Below are 13,348 nucleotides of genomic sequence, written 5' to 3' on the forward strand. Positions count from 1 at the left end.
GAACCCGCCACGGTCAGCACCAACGGCTACATGCTGGGGATGCACGCGCCGGGCGAGGCGTTGATGCTGAAGGCCCTGCCGAGCGTCCACCACCAGCTCCTGGGCCACGGGCTGTCCTTGCAGGCCCTCCGGGCCGCCAACGTGCCAGGTGACATTGGCATCACGAACGTGTATTCGCCCATGGTGCCCGCCTCGATCAACCCGCTGGACAAGCTCAGCGCCGGGCTGATGGACATGGCCCAGAACCGGCTCTACGCGGACCCCGTCCTGCTCGGCAAGTACCCCGACACCGTCCGGGCCGCCACATTCTTCTCCTCCTTCAGCCCGTCCAGCGAGGATATGGCGCTGATCTCGCAGCCGCTGGATTTCTACGGGCTCAACTACTACATGCCAACGCGCGTGGCGTCCGGTCCGGGCGAAGGCGCCGTGCCCAAGGGGATGGCAGAGGCCATGGGCGATGACCTGAGCGGCACCGCACCGGGCGCCCCGTTCCACATTGCCTCGTTCCCGGACACCGAGACCACCGCATACGGCTGGCCCATCAAACCGGAGTACATGGGGGTCGCGCTCGCGGAAATGGCGGAACGCTACCCCGACCTTCCGCCCGTCTACGTCACCGAGGGCGGGGCGAGCTTCGAGGACCTGGAGATCCGGGACCGGGAAGGCCGGCTCATCATCCCGGACGAACGCCGTGCCCGCTACCTGTCGGATCACATTGCCGCCGCGATTGAAGCGACGTCACCGGGCGGCCCGGCGGAATCCGTGGACCTGCGCGGATACTACGTCTGGTCGCTGATGGACAACTTCGAATGGTCCGGCGGCTACAAGCAGCAGTTCGGACTGCTGCACGTGGACCGTGAGACCCAGAACCGCACGAAGAAGGCCTCCTACTACTGGCTCCAGGAAGTGCTCGCCGCCCGCCACCGGGACGCAGCCCCGAAGGCCCCCGCAACGCCAGCGTCCGGGGACGTGGCTGCCGGGGACGTGGCTGCTGGCGCCGCGGCGCAGGCGTCCGACGTCGAACGCCCCCACCCGGTCGGCTAGCGCCAGGCTAGAGAAGGTCCATGTCCAGCAGGCCCTTGGCCAGTCCGGCGCCGTCGGGGGAGTAGAGCCACGGGACGGACGTTCCGGTGTGGTCGCCGGTGTCCGAGTGGCCGCCGGCCAGCACAGCCTCGCCCGCCGAGAGTTGGCGGATCCCGACGGCGGCGACGTTGTCGGGATGCTGCCGGGCGAAGTCCGAGTAAATGGCTTCGTCGTGCTGGCCGTTGTCGCCGAAGAGCAGCCAGCGCATGTTCGGGAATTCCTCGGCGAGCAGTTCCAGGTTGCGGCGCTTGTGCTCCTGGCCGCTGCGGAACCAGCGGTCCTGGGTCAGGCCCCAGTCGGTGAGCAGTAGGGCGCCGGAGGGGTACAGGTTTCGGCTCAGGAACCGTGCCAGGGTGGGCGCGGCGTTCCACGGGCCGGTCGAGAGGTAGATCACCGGGGCTTCCGGGTGTTCGACCAGGAGGCGGTCCATCAGCACGGCCATGCCGGGTGTCGCCATCCGGGCCCGCTCGTTCAGGACGAAAGTGTTCCAGAGCGCCAGGAAGGGGCGGGGCACGGCCGTGACCATGATCGTGTCGTCAATGTCGGAAACGATCCCCAGCTTGGTGTCGGGGGTAATGACGTAGATCCGCGCCTCGGTGGGCTCGGTGCCCTCGGCGCGGAGCACTGCGGTGTGCCACCCTGGCGTGAGGGTCACCTTGACGATGGTGTCCACGAGGCCGCCGCGGTCCGCATGCACCCGGGCGGTCACGCCGCCGATTTCGATTTCCACTTCGGTGAACTGGATCGGGACGGACGTGAATGCGCGCCAGCCCCGGATGTTCTGGTTGCCGTTCTTGGCGGCATGTTCCTCCCGGCTGCCGGGGTGCGGCCTGCTGGTGAGGACCACGCGGCCGAGGACCCGGACCCAGTTCGTGGAGCCGTACCCCTGGTAGGCGATGGTCTGCGGGATGAACTGCCAGCGTTTGGCCGCCTGCAGGCGGAACCCGTTGACGGTATCCGAGACTAGGTGCGCCAGGCGGAAGGCCCGGTTGCCGGTGACCGGCTGCTGCCGGGGTGAGTGCTGTGAGGCCAATTCCATGCCTCCACTCTGCCACAAGGGACCTTTCCGCCACGGACGGCGTCGGGAAATGCCGGGCGTTCAGACAGCGCCCAGCATTTGGCGCAGGGTGTCGGCGTTGCGCACGGCGTTCCCGCCGCCGTCGTTGTTGAAATACACGAAGACCTCCCTGCCGCCCGCCTGCCATTCGCGGATCCGGTCCGCCCACCAGTGCAGGTCCTCGTCCGGGTACGAGCCGCCATAGACGTACTCCCGGTCCGGGCCGTGCAACCGGACGTAGACGAAGGGTGCGGTGGCGCGCAGGACGCAGGGGAGCCCCGCGCCGCTCATGATGCAGTAGGCGGCGCCGTGGCGTTCCAGCAGCGCGTAGACCCCGGGATCGTCCCAACTTTCATGGCGGAATTCCACGCTCACCCGGATCCAGTCGGGCAGGGCCGCCAGGAAGTACTCCAGCCGCGCGTCGTCCCGGGCGAACGCCGGCGGCAGCTGGACCAGGAGCACCGCCCGCTTCTCGCCGAGTTCGTGCCAGCACCGGGAAATCCGCTCGATCCAGACCTCCGGGGCGTAGAGCTTCTTCCCGTGCGTCAATCCGCGCGGGGCCTTGACTGAGAGCAGGAAGCCGGGCGGAAGCCGCCGCCGCCAGCTGGCGAAGGAGGTGTCCCGGGGCCAGCGGTAGAAGCTGGCGTTCAGCTCCACCGTGCTGAAACGGGCCGCGTAGTACGCCAGCCGCTCCCGCGCCGGCAGCCCGGGCGGGTAAAGCACGTTCTCCCAGTGGTCATAGCTCCAGCCGCTGGTGCCGATGTGCATCGTTCCGTTCCCGGGTGTGCCGTGGTCCATCGTCCGTCCCTTTCCCGGCCGGCTGTGCCCGCCTAGACTTCCCCGGCCCACTCGCCGGCATGTTCGGCGACGGCGTCTTCCCGCCGCTGCCGCCCGGCCTCCGGCAGCGGTCCGCGCACGACGGCTGCCGCGGCACGTTCCGCTTCAGCATCTATGGAACCTAGTCCCCGGGCAAACGGGTGTGGCACTGTAAGTCCCATGGCTCGCATTGAAGATTACGCACTGGTCGGGGATCTGCACACTGCTGCCCTGATCAGCACCCAAGGTTCGATCGACTGGCTCTGCCTGCCGCGGTTCGACTCGCCGGCCTGCTTCAGCGCGCTGCTGGACACGCCCAAGGCCGGACGCTGGCTGCTGGCGCCGGAGGGCGGCGGGGAATGCACGCGCCGGCAGTACCGCAAGGACACCCTCATCCTGGAAACCGAGTGGGAGACGCCCACCGGAACGGTCAAGGTCATCGACTTCATGCCGCCCCGCGACGCGGTGGCGGACATCGTGCGGATCGTGGTGGGCATCCACGGCACGGTCAGGATGCGCGGTGAACTGGTCCTGCGCTTCGACTACGGCCACATCGTCCCCTGGGTCCGCCACGACGAGCACGGGGTTCACGCGGTGGCCGGTCCCGACGCGGCGTACCTCGTGACCGAGGCGCCGCTGCGGGGCGAACGCCTGCGGACCATCAGCGACTTCACCGTCACAGCAGGGGAACGGGTGCCGTTCGTGCTGACCTGGACGCCGAGCCACCTCTACCGTCCCCGCAAGTTGGACCCGGAGAAGGTCCTTGCATCGACCGAGGAATTCTGGCGGAGCTGGTCGGCCAAGTGCACGGTCACCGGGCGGTACCGGGAGGCAGTGCAGCGCTCGCTGATCACGCTGAAAGCGCTGACCTTCGCGCCCACCGGCGGAATAGTGGCCGCCGTGACGACCTCCCTGCCGGAGGAACTGGGCGGCGAACGGAACTGGGACTACCGGTTCTGCTGGCTCCGCGACTCCACCCTGACGCTGCAGGCGCTCCTCGCGGCGGGCTACACGGAGGAGGCCGCCTCCTGGCGCGACTGGCTCCTGCGGGCAGTGGCGGGAGACCCCAAAGACCTGCAGATCATGTACGGCCTCCATGGCGAACGCCGCCTGCCCGAGATGGAACTGCCCTGGCTGCGGGGGTACGAGGATTCCGCCCCGGTCCGGACCGGGAACGGCGCGGCCGGCCAGCTGCAGCTTGATGTCTGGGGCGAGGTGCTGGACGGACTGTCGCTGACCCGGAATTCGCTGCTGAAAAGCACCGACGAATCCTGGGATGTGCAGATCGCCCTGATGGAGCATCTGGAGACGGCCTGGGACCAGCCCGACAACGGGCTCTGGGAGATGCGCGGGCCACGGAGGCATTTCACCCACTCCAAGGTGATGGCATGGGTGGCGGCCGACCGGATGGTCAGGGGCGTCCGGGAGTTCGGCCTCCCCGGCCCCGCGGACCGCTGGGAGGAACTGCGGGACACGATCCATGCCGACGTTATGTCCAAAGGGTTCGACGCCGGGCGCAACACCTTCCTGCAGTCCTACGGCCGGCCAGAGCTCGACGCGAGCCTGCTGCTGATCCCGCGCGTCGGGTTCCTGCCTCCGGATGACCCCCGCGTCATCGGCACGATTGATGCCGTCCAGCAGGAACTGACCCACGACGGCTTCCTGCGCCGCTACAAGCCGGAAGAATGCGACGACGGACTGCCCGGCGGGGAGGGGGTGTTCCTCGCCTGTTCGTTCTGGCTGGTCGAGGCGCTCCTGGGGGCCGGCCGGCACCACGAGGCGCAGGAACTGTTCGAGCGGCTGCTCGCGCTGCGCAACGACGTCGGACTCCTCAGCGAGGAATGGAACATCGAGGAAGGGCGGCAGCTGGGTAATACGCCGCAGGCGTTCAGCCACTTTGCCCTGATCAATAGCGCCCTGGAACTGCATGAAGACGGCGTGCACCGCAGCGACACCCCGCTCCGGGGAGTGGAACGGCGAAGCCCGTAAGCCAGGACTAGGGTTTTCTTCCAGAGTTTAGATAAGTATACTTACTAATATCCCAACGATGGGGCAGAGGATTTAGGAGTGTGCAATGGCTGGGTATTTCGAGCTCGTGGACGCGCCCGACGGCGGCTACCGGATCCGGATGCTGGACGGCGCCGGTGCGCTGATGGCCGTGACGGTCACGTATCCGACCAAGAGGGCAGCCGTCGCCGGCGTGGCCCAGGCCCGCGAAATCGCCGGCACGGGTCTGATCCGGGACCGCAGCGCCGGCGGGCAGTCCGTGCCGGTGGGGCCACTCGCCAGGGTGAACAGAAGAACCGCCGGGGGCGCAGGCCGCGGAGCCTCCCTGTCCGGCGGGGCGCTGGCAGCCGGAAAACGGGCGCGTGCTCATCACTGACATGACTCCCGCCCCGCCCGGTGGCCGCCGCAAAGCCGCGGTGCTGTTCGACGTCGACGGCACCCTGGTCGATTCCGTCTATTTCCACACCGTGGCCTGGTGGCAGGCGTTCCGGCAGGCCGGCTACGACGTACCGATGGCGAGCATCCACCGCTCGGTCGGCATGGGCGGGGACAGGATCCTCGACAAGCTCCTGCCGGCTGACCGGGACACTGGGGGCGACAGTACGATCATGGCCTCGCACGCCGCCGTATTTTCCGCGTTCTGGCCTTCGCTGGGAGCGCTGGATGGCGCCCGCGAGCTGCTGGAGCGATGCCACGACGGCGGGCTCGCCGTGGCGCTGGCCTCCTCGGCCCGGGAACGCGACCTCGAAGTGCTGCGGACCGCAATCGGGGCCGACTCCTTCATCGACGCGGCCACGAGCTCGGCCGACGCGAAGGAAAGCAAGCCGGCGCCGGACATCCTCGTTGCCGCCCTCGACGCGGTCGGTGTGCACGCCTCCGACGCCGTCTATGTGGGCGATGCCGTCTGGGACATCTACGCCGCCGGGAAGCTCGACATTCCGGCCATCGGACTGACGTGCGGCGGCACCAGCGCAGCGGAACTGCGCGAGGCCGGCGCCGTCGAGATCTACGAGGGCCCCCGGGCGCTCCTGGAGAACCTGCCGGACAGCGCGATCGGACGGCTCGCCGCCCGCGTCCGCCAGAGCTAGGCGGAGCCGGGCCTCCCGTGCCCGTGACCACCCCGCTGAGATGTGGTTGCCGCTGACCTGTGGTTACAGTGTGTCCATGGATCCAATGGGGGAGAAGGAGTCCGGGCCGTCCCGCGCCGGGCGGCTGGCCCGATTTACGGTGCCGTTTCTGGCCGTGGCCCTGCTGGCTGCGGGCATGGTCCTGCTCTCGCTGCCGGTGCGGCAGGAGAATTTCGGCTGGTTTGCCTATGCCCCGCTGTCCCAGCAGACCTTCGTCCCCCAAGGCCTGCTGATCATGGACGCGGAGAAATGGGCGGGCGTTGTGCTGGCTGGGGTCGGACTGCTGACGCTCACGTTCTGGTCCGGTTACCGCACCGGCCGGCGATCCCGCCGGGGCGGGGACGGCCCGCACCTGGATGGATGACACGTTGCCGCAATGTTGGCCGGAACACTGTCATGGCCCGGCAACTCGGCATACGCTGGCCGGATGACACGACAGCACCTGCCCGGCCGCGTAGCCGTAGTCACCGGCGCCGGCTCGGGGATCGGCCGGGCAGTCGCCCGGCTCATGCTCGCCGACGGGTACCGGGTGGTGCTGGCCGGCCGGCGGGAAGCACCGCTGCTGGAGACCGGGGCGGGACATGCCCAGGCGCTGGCGGTTCCCTGTGATGTCACGGTGCCCGACGACGTCGAACGGCTCTTCGCCGCGGCCCTCCAGCACTGGGGGCGCGTGGACGTGCTGTTCAACAACGCCGGCGTGTTCGGCCCGGCCGCCTCCGTGGACGAGATCAGCCTGGCGGACTGGGACACCACCGTGGCGGTGAACCTGACCGGGTCCCTGCTGTGCGCCGCGGCCGCCGTCCGGGCCATGAAGGCCCAGTCGCCGCAGGGCGGGCGGATCATTAACAACGGCTCGATCGCCGCGCATTCACCCCGGCCGCGGACGGTGGCGTACACCGTCACCAAGCACGCCCTGACCGGGCTGACCAAGAGCATTGAACTCGACGGCCGCGGATTCGGGATCACATGCGGCCAGATTGACATCGGAAATACGGCCACAGAACTGATGGATACGATCGGCGTCGGGTCCGGGGCTGTCCAGGCCGACGGCAGCAGCCGCGTGGAGCCGACCTTCCCGGTCGATGACGCGGCCCGCGCCGTGCTCCTCATGGCCGGCATGCCACCCTCGGCCAGCGTGGGATCACTCGTGATTACCGCCGCCGGGATGCCCTTCATCGGGCGCGGGTAGCCCCGGGGCAGCCTGCCCTGGTGCAGCTTGGCTAGAGCAACAGCACGCCCGAGAGGCCGGCCCCGGCCAGCCTAAAGCGGCAGCAGGCCCGAGAGGTCGGCGCGCAGCCCCGAGGCGGCGACCCGGCCGGCGTCGACGGCGTCCGCCCAGCTCAATTGACCGCTGGCCATCGCCAGCCAGGTGGCGGCGTCGCACTCGATGACGTTCGGGGGTGTGCCCCGGGTGTGCCGCGGGCCCTCCACGCACTGCGTGACGCCGAACGGCGGGACGCGGACCTCCACCGAGTTACCTGGCGCCCTCGCGGTGACCTCCTCCAGGGAGTAGCGGACCGCCATCGCCAGTGTGCCGCGGGGGACCGGCGCCGCGGCCCCGGATTTGCCGGAAGCAGCGGCCGAAGCCGGATCGGCGGCCGACTCCGGCGCGTTGGCTTCCAGCCACGCCGCGAGGGCGGCCCGGCCCTCGTCGAGGCCGATACGACGTCTCGAAACCACCCTTAACTTGCCTCCCGGCCGATCCACAGCGTCAGCGGCAGGCCGCTCTTTCAAACCTTGACCCAGCTTACCCGCTAGCCCTCGCCGGCGGTCCCGCATCCCGCGTCATCCCAGCCGCACAACTACATGGAAAACCATGTAGCTTGAATATTAAGTAAAACAGATGTAGTTTTACTTTGCGGGGTCCCCCAGTGGAACCGCGCCGGTTGTCGCAACCACATGGGCAAGTAGCCGCCTCACAAAGACGGGTGCTGCGCCGCACTAATCGGGTAGCCGACCTCGTAGCGTGACGTGCCGCAGGGCCAGCATCCTCGAGAGTAAGGGCTCGTCACAGGGCCAGCGGCAACGGGCGGCACCACAGAAACAGTCGTTCGATGACCAGTGAGGATGAGCCAGATGCCAAGTCCCCGGCTTCGTCGATTGTCCCTAGCACTGCTCGCGTCGGCGGTTGTCGCCGCGCTCACTGGGAACATGGCGACCGCGCCCCATGCTTCGGCCGACACCGGGTGCACGGCGGGGACTGCGATGAACATCGTCGCCCACCAGGACGACGATCTGTTGTTCCAGAGCCCCTCGCTCCTCTCCAAGATCCGCGGCGGGTTGTGCGTGCGCACCGTCTACGTCACCGCCGGCGACGCAAATGACTCCGAAGCCTACTGGAGCTCCCGGGAAGCCGGGGTGCGGGCTGCCTACGCCCAGATCGCCGGGGTCGAGGACACCTGGACCACCGCTGATGCCGGGATCGCCGGACACCCGATCCCGGTGTCCACCCTGGCCGGGGCCCCCAAAATCTCCCTCGCGTTCATGCGGTTACCTGACGGGTTCCGCGATGGACGAGGCGGGTCCGACTACGGCTACCAGAGCCTCCAGAAGTTGTACGTCGGAGCAATCAGCACAATCAGCGCAGTCAACAGCTCGTCGTCGTACACCCTCACAGAGCTTCAGGTCACCATCCTGGCGCTGATGAACAGCTTCCAGCCGGATCAGATTGCCACCCTTGACTTCGCCGGCAGCTACGGCGACGGGGACCACAGCGACCACCACACCGTCGGCTACCTGGTGTGGGCGGCGCAGCAGAAATATGCCGTGCCCCACACGGTCACCGGATACCAGGGCTACCCCATCTCCGACCGCCCGGCCAATGTGGCCGATCCCGATCTGACGGACAAGACCAACGCCTTCCTGGCTTACGCCCAGCATGATTCCAAGACCTGCACCACCGCCGACGCTTGCTCCACAAATTCGGTCGGCGGTTGGCTCGCCCGGTCATACACCGTCGACCCGACGGCAGCGGCGCCCGCTGTCGGCCCCGTCGTCACAGGCACCAACGTTGCGGGGTCTGCGACGGTCACCGCCAGTTCCCAGAACACCGCCTCGGGCCAAACCGCTGTGAAGGCGGTCGACGGCGTCATTGCCGGCTCCCCGGTGGACCCCACCCGGGAATGGGCCACCGTCGGCGGCAAGGCCGGAAGCTACATCGATTTTGCCTTCGCCTCAGCCGTCGTCCTGAACCGGGTGGTGCTCTATGACCGTCCCAACACCAACGACCAGATCACCGGCGGCACGTTCACCTTCTCCGACGGCACCACGGTTCCGGTGCCGGCTCTGGACAACGCCGGACAGGCGACCAGCATCAGCTTCACCGACCGCGCCACCACCGGCCTGCGGCTGACCGTCACCACCGTCAGCGGCACCACCAAGAACGTCGGACTCGCCGAACTGCAGGCCTACCCGGGCACCGCGGCCCCCGTGACCGCTACCAACGTCGCGGGCTCGGCGGCGGTCACCGCCAGCTCCCAGAACACAACCGCGGGCCAGACCGCGGTGAAGGCGGTCGACGGCGTTATTGCCGGCTACCCCGTGGACGGCACCCGGGAATGGGCCACCGTGGGCGGCAAGGCCGGAAGCTACATCCAGCTCGCCTTCGCCTCAGCAGTCACCCTGAACCGGGTGGTGCTCTACGACCGGCCCAACACCAACGACCAGATCACCGGCGGCACCCTCACCTTCTCCGACGGCACCACGGTGCCGGTGCCGGCCCTGGATAACGCCGGACAGGCGACCGGCATCAGCTTTGCGGACCGCGCCACAACGAGCCTGCGGCTGACCGTAAGCACCGTCAGCGGCACCACCAAGAACGTCGGACTGGCCGAACTCCAGGCCTACCTCGGCACCGCGACCGCAACTACGCCGGCTGCCCCCGCCCCCGCGCCGACCAACGCCGCCCTGTCGGCGGCGGTCACCGCCAGCTCCCAGAACACCGCCTCGGGCCAAACCGCTGTGAAGGCCGTCGACGGCGTCGTTGCCGGCTACCCCGTGGACAGCACCCGGGAATGGGCCACCGTGGGCGGGAAGGCAGGAAGCTACCTGGATCTCGTGTTCCCCTCAGCGGTCACCCTGAACCGGGTGGTGCTCTATGACCGGCCGAACAGCAACGACCAGATCACCGGCGGCACCCTCACCTTCTCCGACGGCACCACGGTTCCGGTGCCGGCCCTGGACAACGCCGGACAGGCGACCAGCATCAGCTTCACGGACCGTGCCACTACCGGCCTGCGGCTGACCGTCACCACCGTCAGCGGCACCACACGGAACGTTGGACTCGCCGAATTGCAGGCCTACGGGAGTTGACGGCAGCTTCCCGGACGCGCGTCCGGGAAGCCAGCCTGTCCGGCAGTGTCCGGTCCCGCCGTCGGCCGCCCGTTCTGACCAGACCGTCTTCTCCGCCGCCGTCGTGGCGTGACGCCGCCGGGCAGGCCGACGTCGGGCAGTTACGCCCGGTGGGCGGTGCCGGTCAGTCGAGCAGTGCTGAGACGGCGTGGCCGAGGCGGATTTTGCCCACCGGCCGGCCGCCGCCAAGGACGGGGCTGACCACCTTGTCCAGGACACTGGCCACTTCCGGGACGTCGACAGCGCCGGCCGCGGCCAGCAGCGTCAGCCCGACAAGGGTGGTGGCCCGGATGCTGCCATCGAGGATCTTGATGGCGACGGAGGCGCCCGTGGGGGTGGCCATCACCAGCACGCCCTCGGCGCCGATCTTGGCGAGGATGCCCAGGTCGTCCATGACGATCGTGTTGCACTCGCCCTTGCCCTGCACAGCCCACGGGTAGTCCAGCATCGAGGTGGCGATCGTGGCGGCGCGGGCGTTGGAATGCTTGTCCCCGGGGGCCTTGGCCAGCTTGGAGAAGGCCCGCGCGAGGCCGGTCAGCGAGACGGCAGCCACGGGGGCGCCGCAGCCGTCGATGCCGAGATGGGCAATCCTTTCGCCGCAGTATTCCTCGATCACGGAGCGGATGCGCTGCTGCAGCGGGTGGTTGGGCTCCAGGTAGCTGTGGGTGTCCCAGCCGTTTTCGGTGCAGGCCCAAAGGAACGCGGCGTGTTTTCCGGAGCAGTTGAAGGCGAGCTTGGACTTTCCGCGTTCGGAACGGACCAGCCAGTTCCGGGCGGTCTCATCCTCTGGCCACGCAGCGGGGCACTGCAGCTGCTCTTCCTTGACCCCGGCGGCCTTGAGCATGCCTTCGACGACGTCCATGTGGTCCAGTGAGCCGACGTGGCTGCCGCAGGCGATCGCTGCCTGCGCGCCGCGCAGGGGGACTCCGGCCTGCATAGAGGCGAGAGCCTGCAGCGGCTTGAGCGTGGACCGGGCATAGATCGGGGTGGTGATGTCGCCCAGTTCGGTGACGACCGTGCCGTCCCCGGCGATGAGGACGGCGGAGCCGATGTGCCGGGACTCCACAAAGCCGCTGCGTTCAACGACAGCCAGTTCGACGGCGGACTCGACGGTGAAGGTGGCATGCGAATTCAGGGGCATGCAGCAAGTCTATGGTGCCCGGCAGGGATACCCCGGTTATTCCACGGTCACCATCAGCGACTGCCAGCCGGATGCGCCGTCGGGGACCGGATCGGCCCGCTTCTCCGTCTGGACCTCCCCGGTTCCGTCGGTGGCGCGTGCCTTGATGTAGTGCGGGCCGGGGGTGGCCTCCCAGTCGAAGGACCACTGCCGCCAGGTCACAACGGAGAGCTCGGTGGACAGCACCGCCTCGGTCCAGGGCCCGCCGTCGATCTGCACCTCAACCTTGGTGATGCCCCGGGTCTGGGCCCAGGCGGTGCCGCCGATCGCGACCCGCCCGGCCGGGACCTTGGCGAAGGATTTCGGGACCTCCACCCGGGCCATGGTCTTGATGGGCCCGCGCTCGGACCAGCCGCGCTGCGTCCAGTAGGCCTTGCTGTCCGCGAATCGGGTGACTTCCAGGTCCACGACCCATTTGGTGGCGGAGACGAAGCCGTACAGGCCGGGGACGACCATGCGCACCGGGTAACCGTGCTCCAGCGGCAGGGCTTGACCGTTCATGCCGATCGCCAGCATGGCGTCGCGGTCGTCCTGGAGGACCTCGAGCGGAGTCGATGCGCTGAATCCGTCGATCGACGTGGAGAGCACCATGTCCGCGCCGTCCTTGATTCCGGCCATCTTGAGCACGTCACGGATGGGCATGCCCAGCCATTTGGCGTTGCCGGCCAGGTTCCCGGCGACGGGGTTGGACACGCAGGTCAGCGACACGTGGGATTCGATCAGCTGCGCGTCGAGCAGGTCCTGGAAGTTGAGCCGCACCTCGCGGTCCACCAGGCCGTGGACGCGCAGCTCCCAGTCCTGGACGTTGATTTCGGGCACGCTCAGGGCGGTGTCAATGCGGTAGAAGTCGTTGTTGGGCGTCAGCCAGGGTGTGACCCCGGGGGTCTTGGACTGCACGCCGGCGGGTACCGCTGCGGCCGGTTTCGCCGGAGCGGGGAGCTGGAGGGAATCGCGGGCCTGGGCAACGTTGCTGCGGGCGGCGCTGAGCAGTCGTCCGCCGGTCGCGGCGATGGCTGAGGCTGCGGCGGTGACGCCGGTCGCGGCGAAGAAAGCGCGGCGGCTGGTGGCGGGGCGTTCCGGATCCTTGGCGGCCAGCCCGGCTTCCATGTCCGGCCACTGCCGCATCCGCCAGAGCCTCGTGATCAGGAAGCGGAGCACAATGAGGCCGGCCGCGGTGCCGATCAGCGTGGGGATCGCGTCCAGCGGCTTCACACTGGCCCGGGTCACCACGCTGCCAACGATCACGGCGCCCATCAGCAGCACACCCAAGACGCCGAGGGCCCACTTGCGGTAGGCCACGATGCCGAGGACGCAGGCGAGCAGCAGGATGGTCACGGCCATGCCGACGAACAGCGCGAGCTTGTCATTGGTGCCGAAGGTGGCGATCGCGAAATCTTTCATCCACGGCGGGGTGAAGTCGATGAAGGTCGAGCCGAGGGCGATCACCGGCGTCGCCCGCGCCGTGAAGAATGCGCCGATCAGTTCGGCGACGGACAGGACGACGGCGGCAGCAGCCACCCCGGCCAGCGCGGCGAGGGCGGTCGGTCCGGACAGCCGCTTGGCGGGTGTCTGTTTGCCGGGCTGCGTCCGGGCGGGTGTCCGGATGCTGAGTTCTTCCGCGCGGGGCGTCTGCGTGCTGGGCTTGTCCATATCTGGTCTTCGTAGCCGCGCCGGCCCCGGATTGCCGCCGGGCGCCCGCCCTCCCGTGGGACATGCCCTCCCCTGGGA

At 68.7% G+C, this 13,348-nt stretch carries 13 protein-coding genes; 7 read left to right on the top strand and 6 right to left on the bottom strand.

The window, feature by feature from the left end; genetic code table 11:
- Positions 1 to 1,044: glycoside hydrolase family 1 protein (locus BJQ90_RS06975; protein WP_226759568.1), on the top strand; the 1,044-nt coding region annotated here is incomplete at its 5' end.
- A 7-nt stretch (positions 1,045 to 1,051) separates the two neighbouring features.
- Here BJQ90_RS06975 and BJQ90_RS06980 read toward each other — a convergent pair.
- From BJQ90_RS06980 to BJQ90_RS06990, 3 genes are read right to left on the bottom strand one after another with little or no spacing between them, the layout of a single operon-like run.
- Positions 1,052 to 2,122 (bottom strand): App1 family protein, encoded by a 1,071-nt coding sequence (locus tag BJQ90_RS06980; RefSeq protein WP_226759569.1) that lies wholly within the window; start codon positions 2,120 to 2,122, stop codon positions 1,052 to 1,054.
- Between the two features lie 60 nt (positions 2,123 to 2,182).
- A complete protein-coding gene (locus tag BJQ90_RS06985) occupies positions 2,183 to 2,938 on the bottom strand; it encodes a DUF72 domain-containing protein (RefSeq protein ID WP_226759570.1) in 756 nt (251 codons plus the stop codon).
- A 32-nt stretch (positions 2,939 to 2,970) separates the two neighbouring features.
- Complete coding sequence (locus tag BJQ90_RS06990) at positions 2,971 to 3,138, bottom strand: hypothetical protein (RefSeq protein WP_226759571.1); 168 nt, start codon at positions 3,136 to 3,138, stop codon at positions 2,971 to 2,973.
- On the opposite strand from BJQ90_RS06990, the gene BJQ90_RS06995 reads away from it, so the two are divergent.
- The 5 genes from BJQ90_RS06995 to BJQ90_RS07015 all read left to right on the top strand — a co-directional run bounded on the left by BJQ90_RS06995 (position 3,137) and on the right by BJQ90_RS07015 (position 7,279).
- Positions 3,137 to 4,945: a glycoside hydrolase family 15 protein gene (locus BJQ90_RS06995; RefSeq protein WP_226759572.1), complete on the top strand. Its 1,809-nt coding sequence runs from the start codon at positions 3,137 to 3,139 to the stop codon at positions 4,943 to 4,945. The genes BJQ90_RS06990 and BJQ90_RS06995 overlap by 2 nt on opposite strands.
- A gap of 85 nt (positions 4,946 to 5,030) precedes the next feature.
- Positions 5,031 to 5,339, top strand: coding sequence for a YegP family protein (locus BJQ90_RS07000; RefSeq protein ID WP_226759573.1), 309 nt, complete (start codon positions 5,031 to 5,033; stop codon positions 5,337 to 5,339).
- Between the two features lies 1 nt (position 5,340).
- Positions 5,341 to 6,051 (top strand): HAD family hydrolase, encoded by a 711-nt coding sequence (locus tag BJQ90_RS07005; RefSeq protein WP_226759581.1) that lies wholly within the window; start codon positions 5,341 to 5,343, stop codon positions 6,049 to 6,051.
- 76 nt (positions 6,052 to 6,127) lie between these two features.
- Positions 6,128 to 6,454 carry a hypothetical protein gene (locus BJQ90_RS07010; RefSeq protein WP_226759574.1) on the top strand — a complete coding sequence of 109 codons (327 nt, stop codon included), beginning with the start codon at positions 6,128 to 6,130 and terminating at the stop codon, positions 6,452 to 6,454.
- A gap of 63 nt (positions 6,455 to 6,517) precedes the next feature.
- On the top strand, positions 6,518 to 7,279 hold the full coding sequence (locus BJQ90_RS07015; RefSeq protein WP_226759575.1) for an SDR family oxidoreductase: 762 nt from the start codon (positions 6,518 to 6,520) through the stop codon (positions 7,277 to 7,279).
- Between the two features lie 71 nt (positions 7,280 to 7,350).
- On the opposite strand, the gene BJQ90_RS07020 is transcribed toward BJQ90_RS07015, so the two are convergent.
- Positions 7,351 to 7,770 carry a sterol carrier family protein gene (locus BJQ90_RS07020; protein ID WP_226759576.1) on the bottom strand — a complete coding sequence of 140 codons (420 nt, stop codon included), beginning with the start codon at positions 7,768 to 7,770 and terminating at the stop codon, positions 7,351 to 7,353.
- A gap of 471 nt (positions 7,771 to 8,241) precedes the next feature.
- On the opposite strand from BJQ90_RS07020, the gene BJQ90_RS07025 reads away from it, so the two are divergent.
- Entirely contained in the window at positions 8,242 to 10,401 is a 2,160-nt protein-coding gene (locus BJQ90_RS07025) for a PIG-L family deacetylase (RefSeq protein ID WP_226759577.1), read from the top strand.
- A gap of 163 nt (positions 10,402 to 10,564) precedes the next feature.
- Here BJQ90_RS07025 and BJQ90_RS07030 read toward each other — a convergent pair whose 3' ends face one another.
- Complete coding sequence (locus BJQ90_RS07030; protein ID WP_226759578.1) at positions 10,565 to 11,581, bottom strand: asparaginase; 1,017 nt, start codon at positions 11,579 to 11,581, stop codon at positions 10,565 to 10,567.
- Between the two features lie 36 nt (positions 11,582 to 11,617).
- Complete coding sequence (locus tag BJQ90_RS07035) at positions 11,618 to 13,270, bottom strand: molybdopterin-dependent oxidoreductase (protein ID WP_226759579.1); 1,653 nt, start codon at positions 13,268 to 13,270, stop codon at positions 11,618 to 11,620.
- Between the last annotated feature and the right edge of the window lie 78 nt (positions 13,271 to 13,348).

The sequence above is a fragment of the Arthrobacter sp. SO3 genome (assembly GCF_020532825.1).
Taxonomy (GTDB): Bacteria; Actinomycetota; Actinomycetes; order Actinomycetales; family Micrococcaceae; genus Arthrobacter.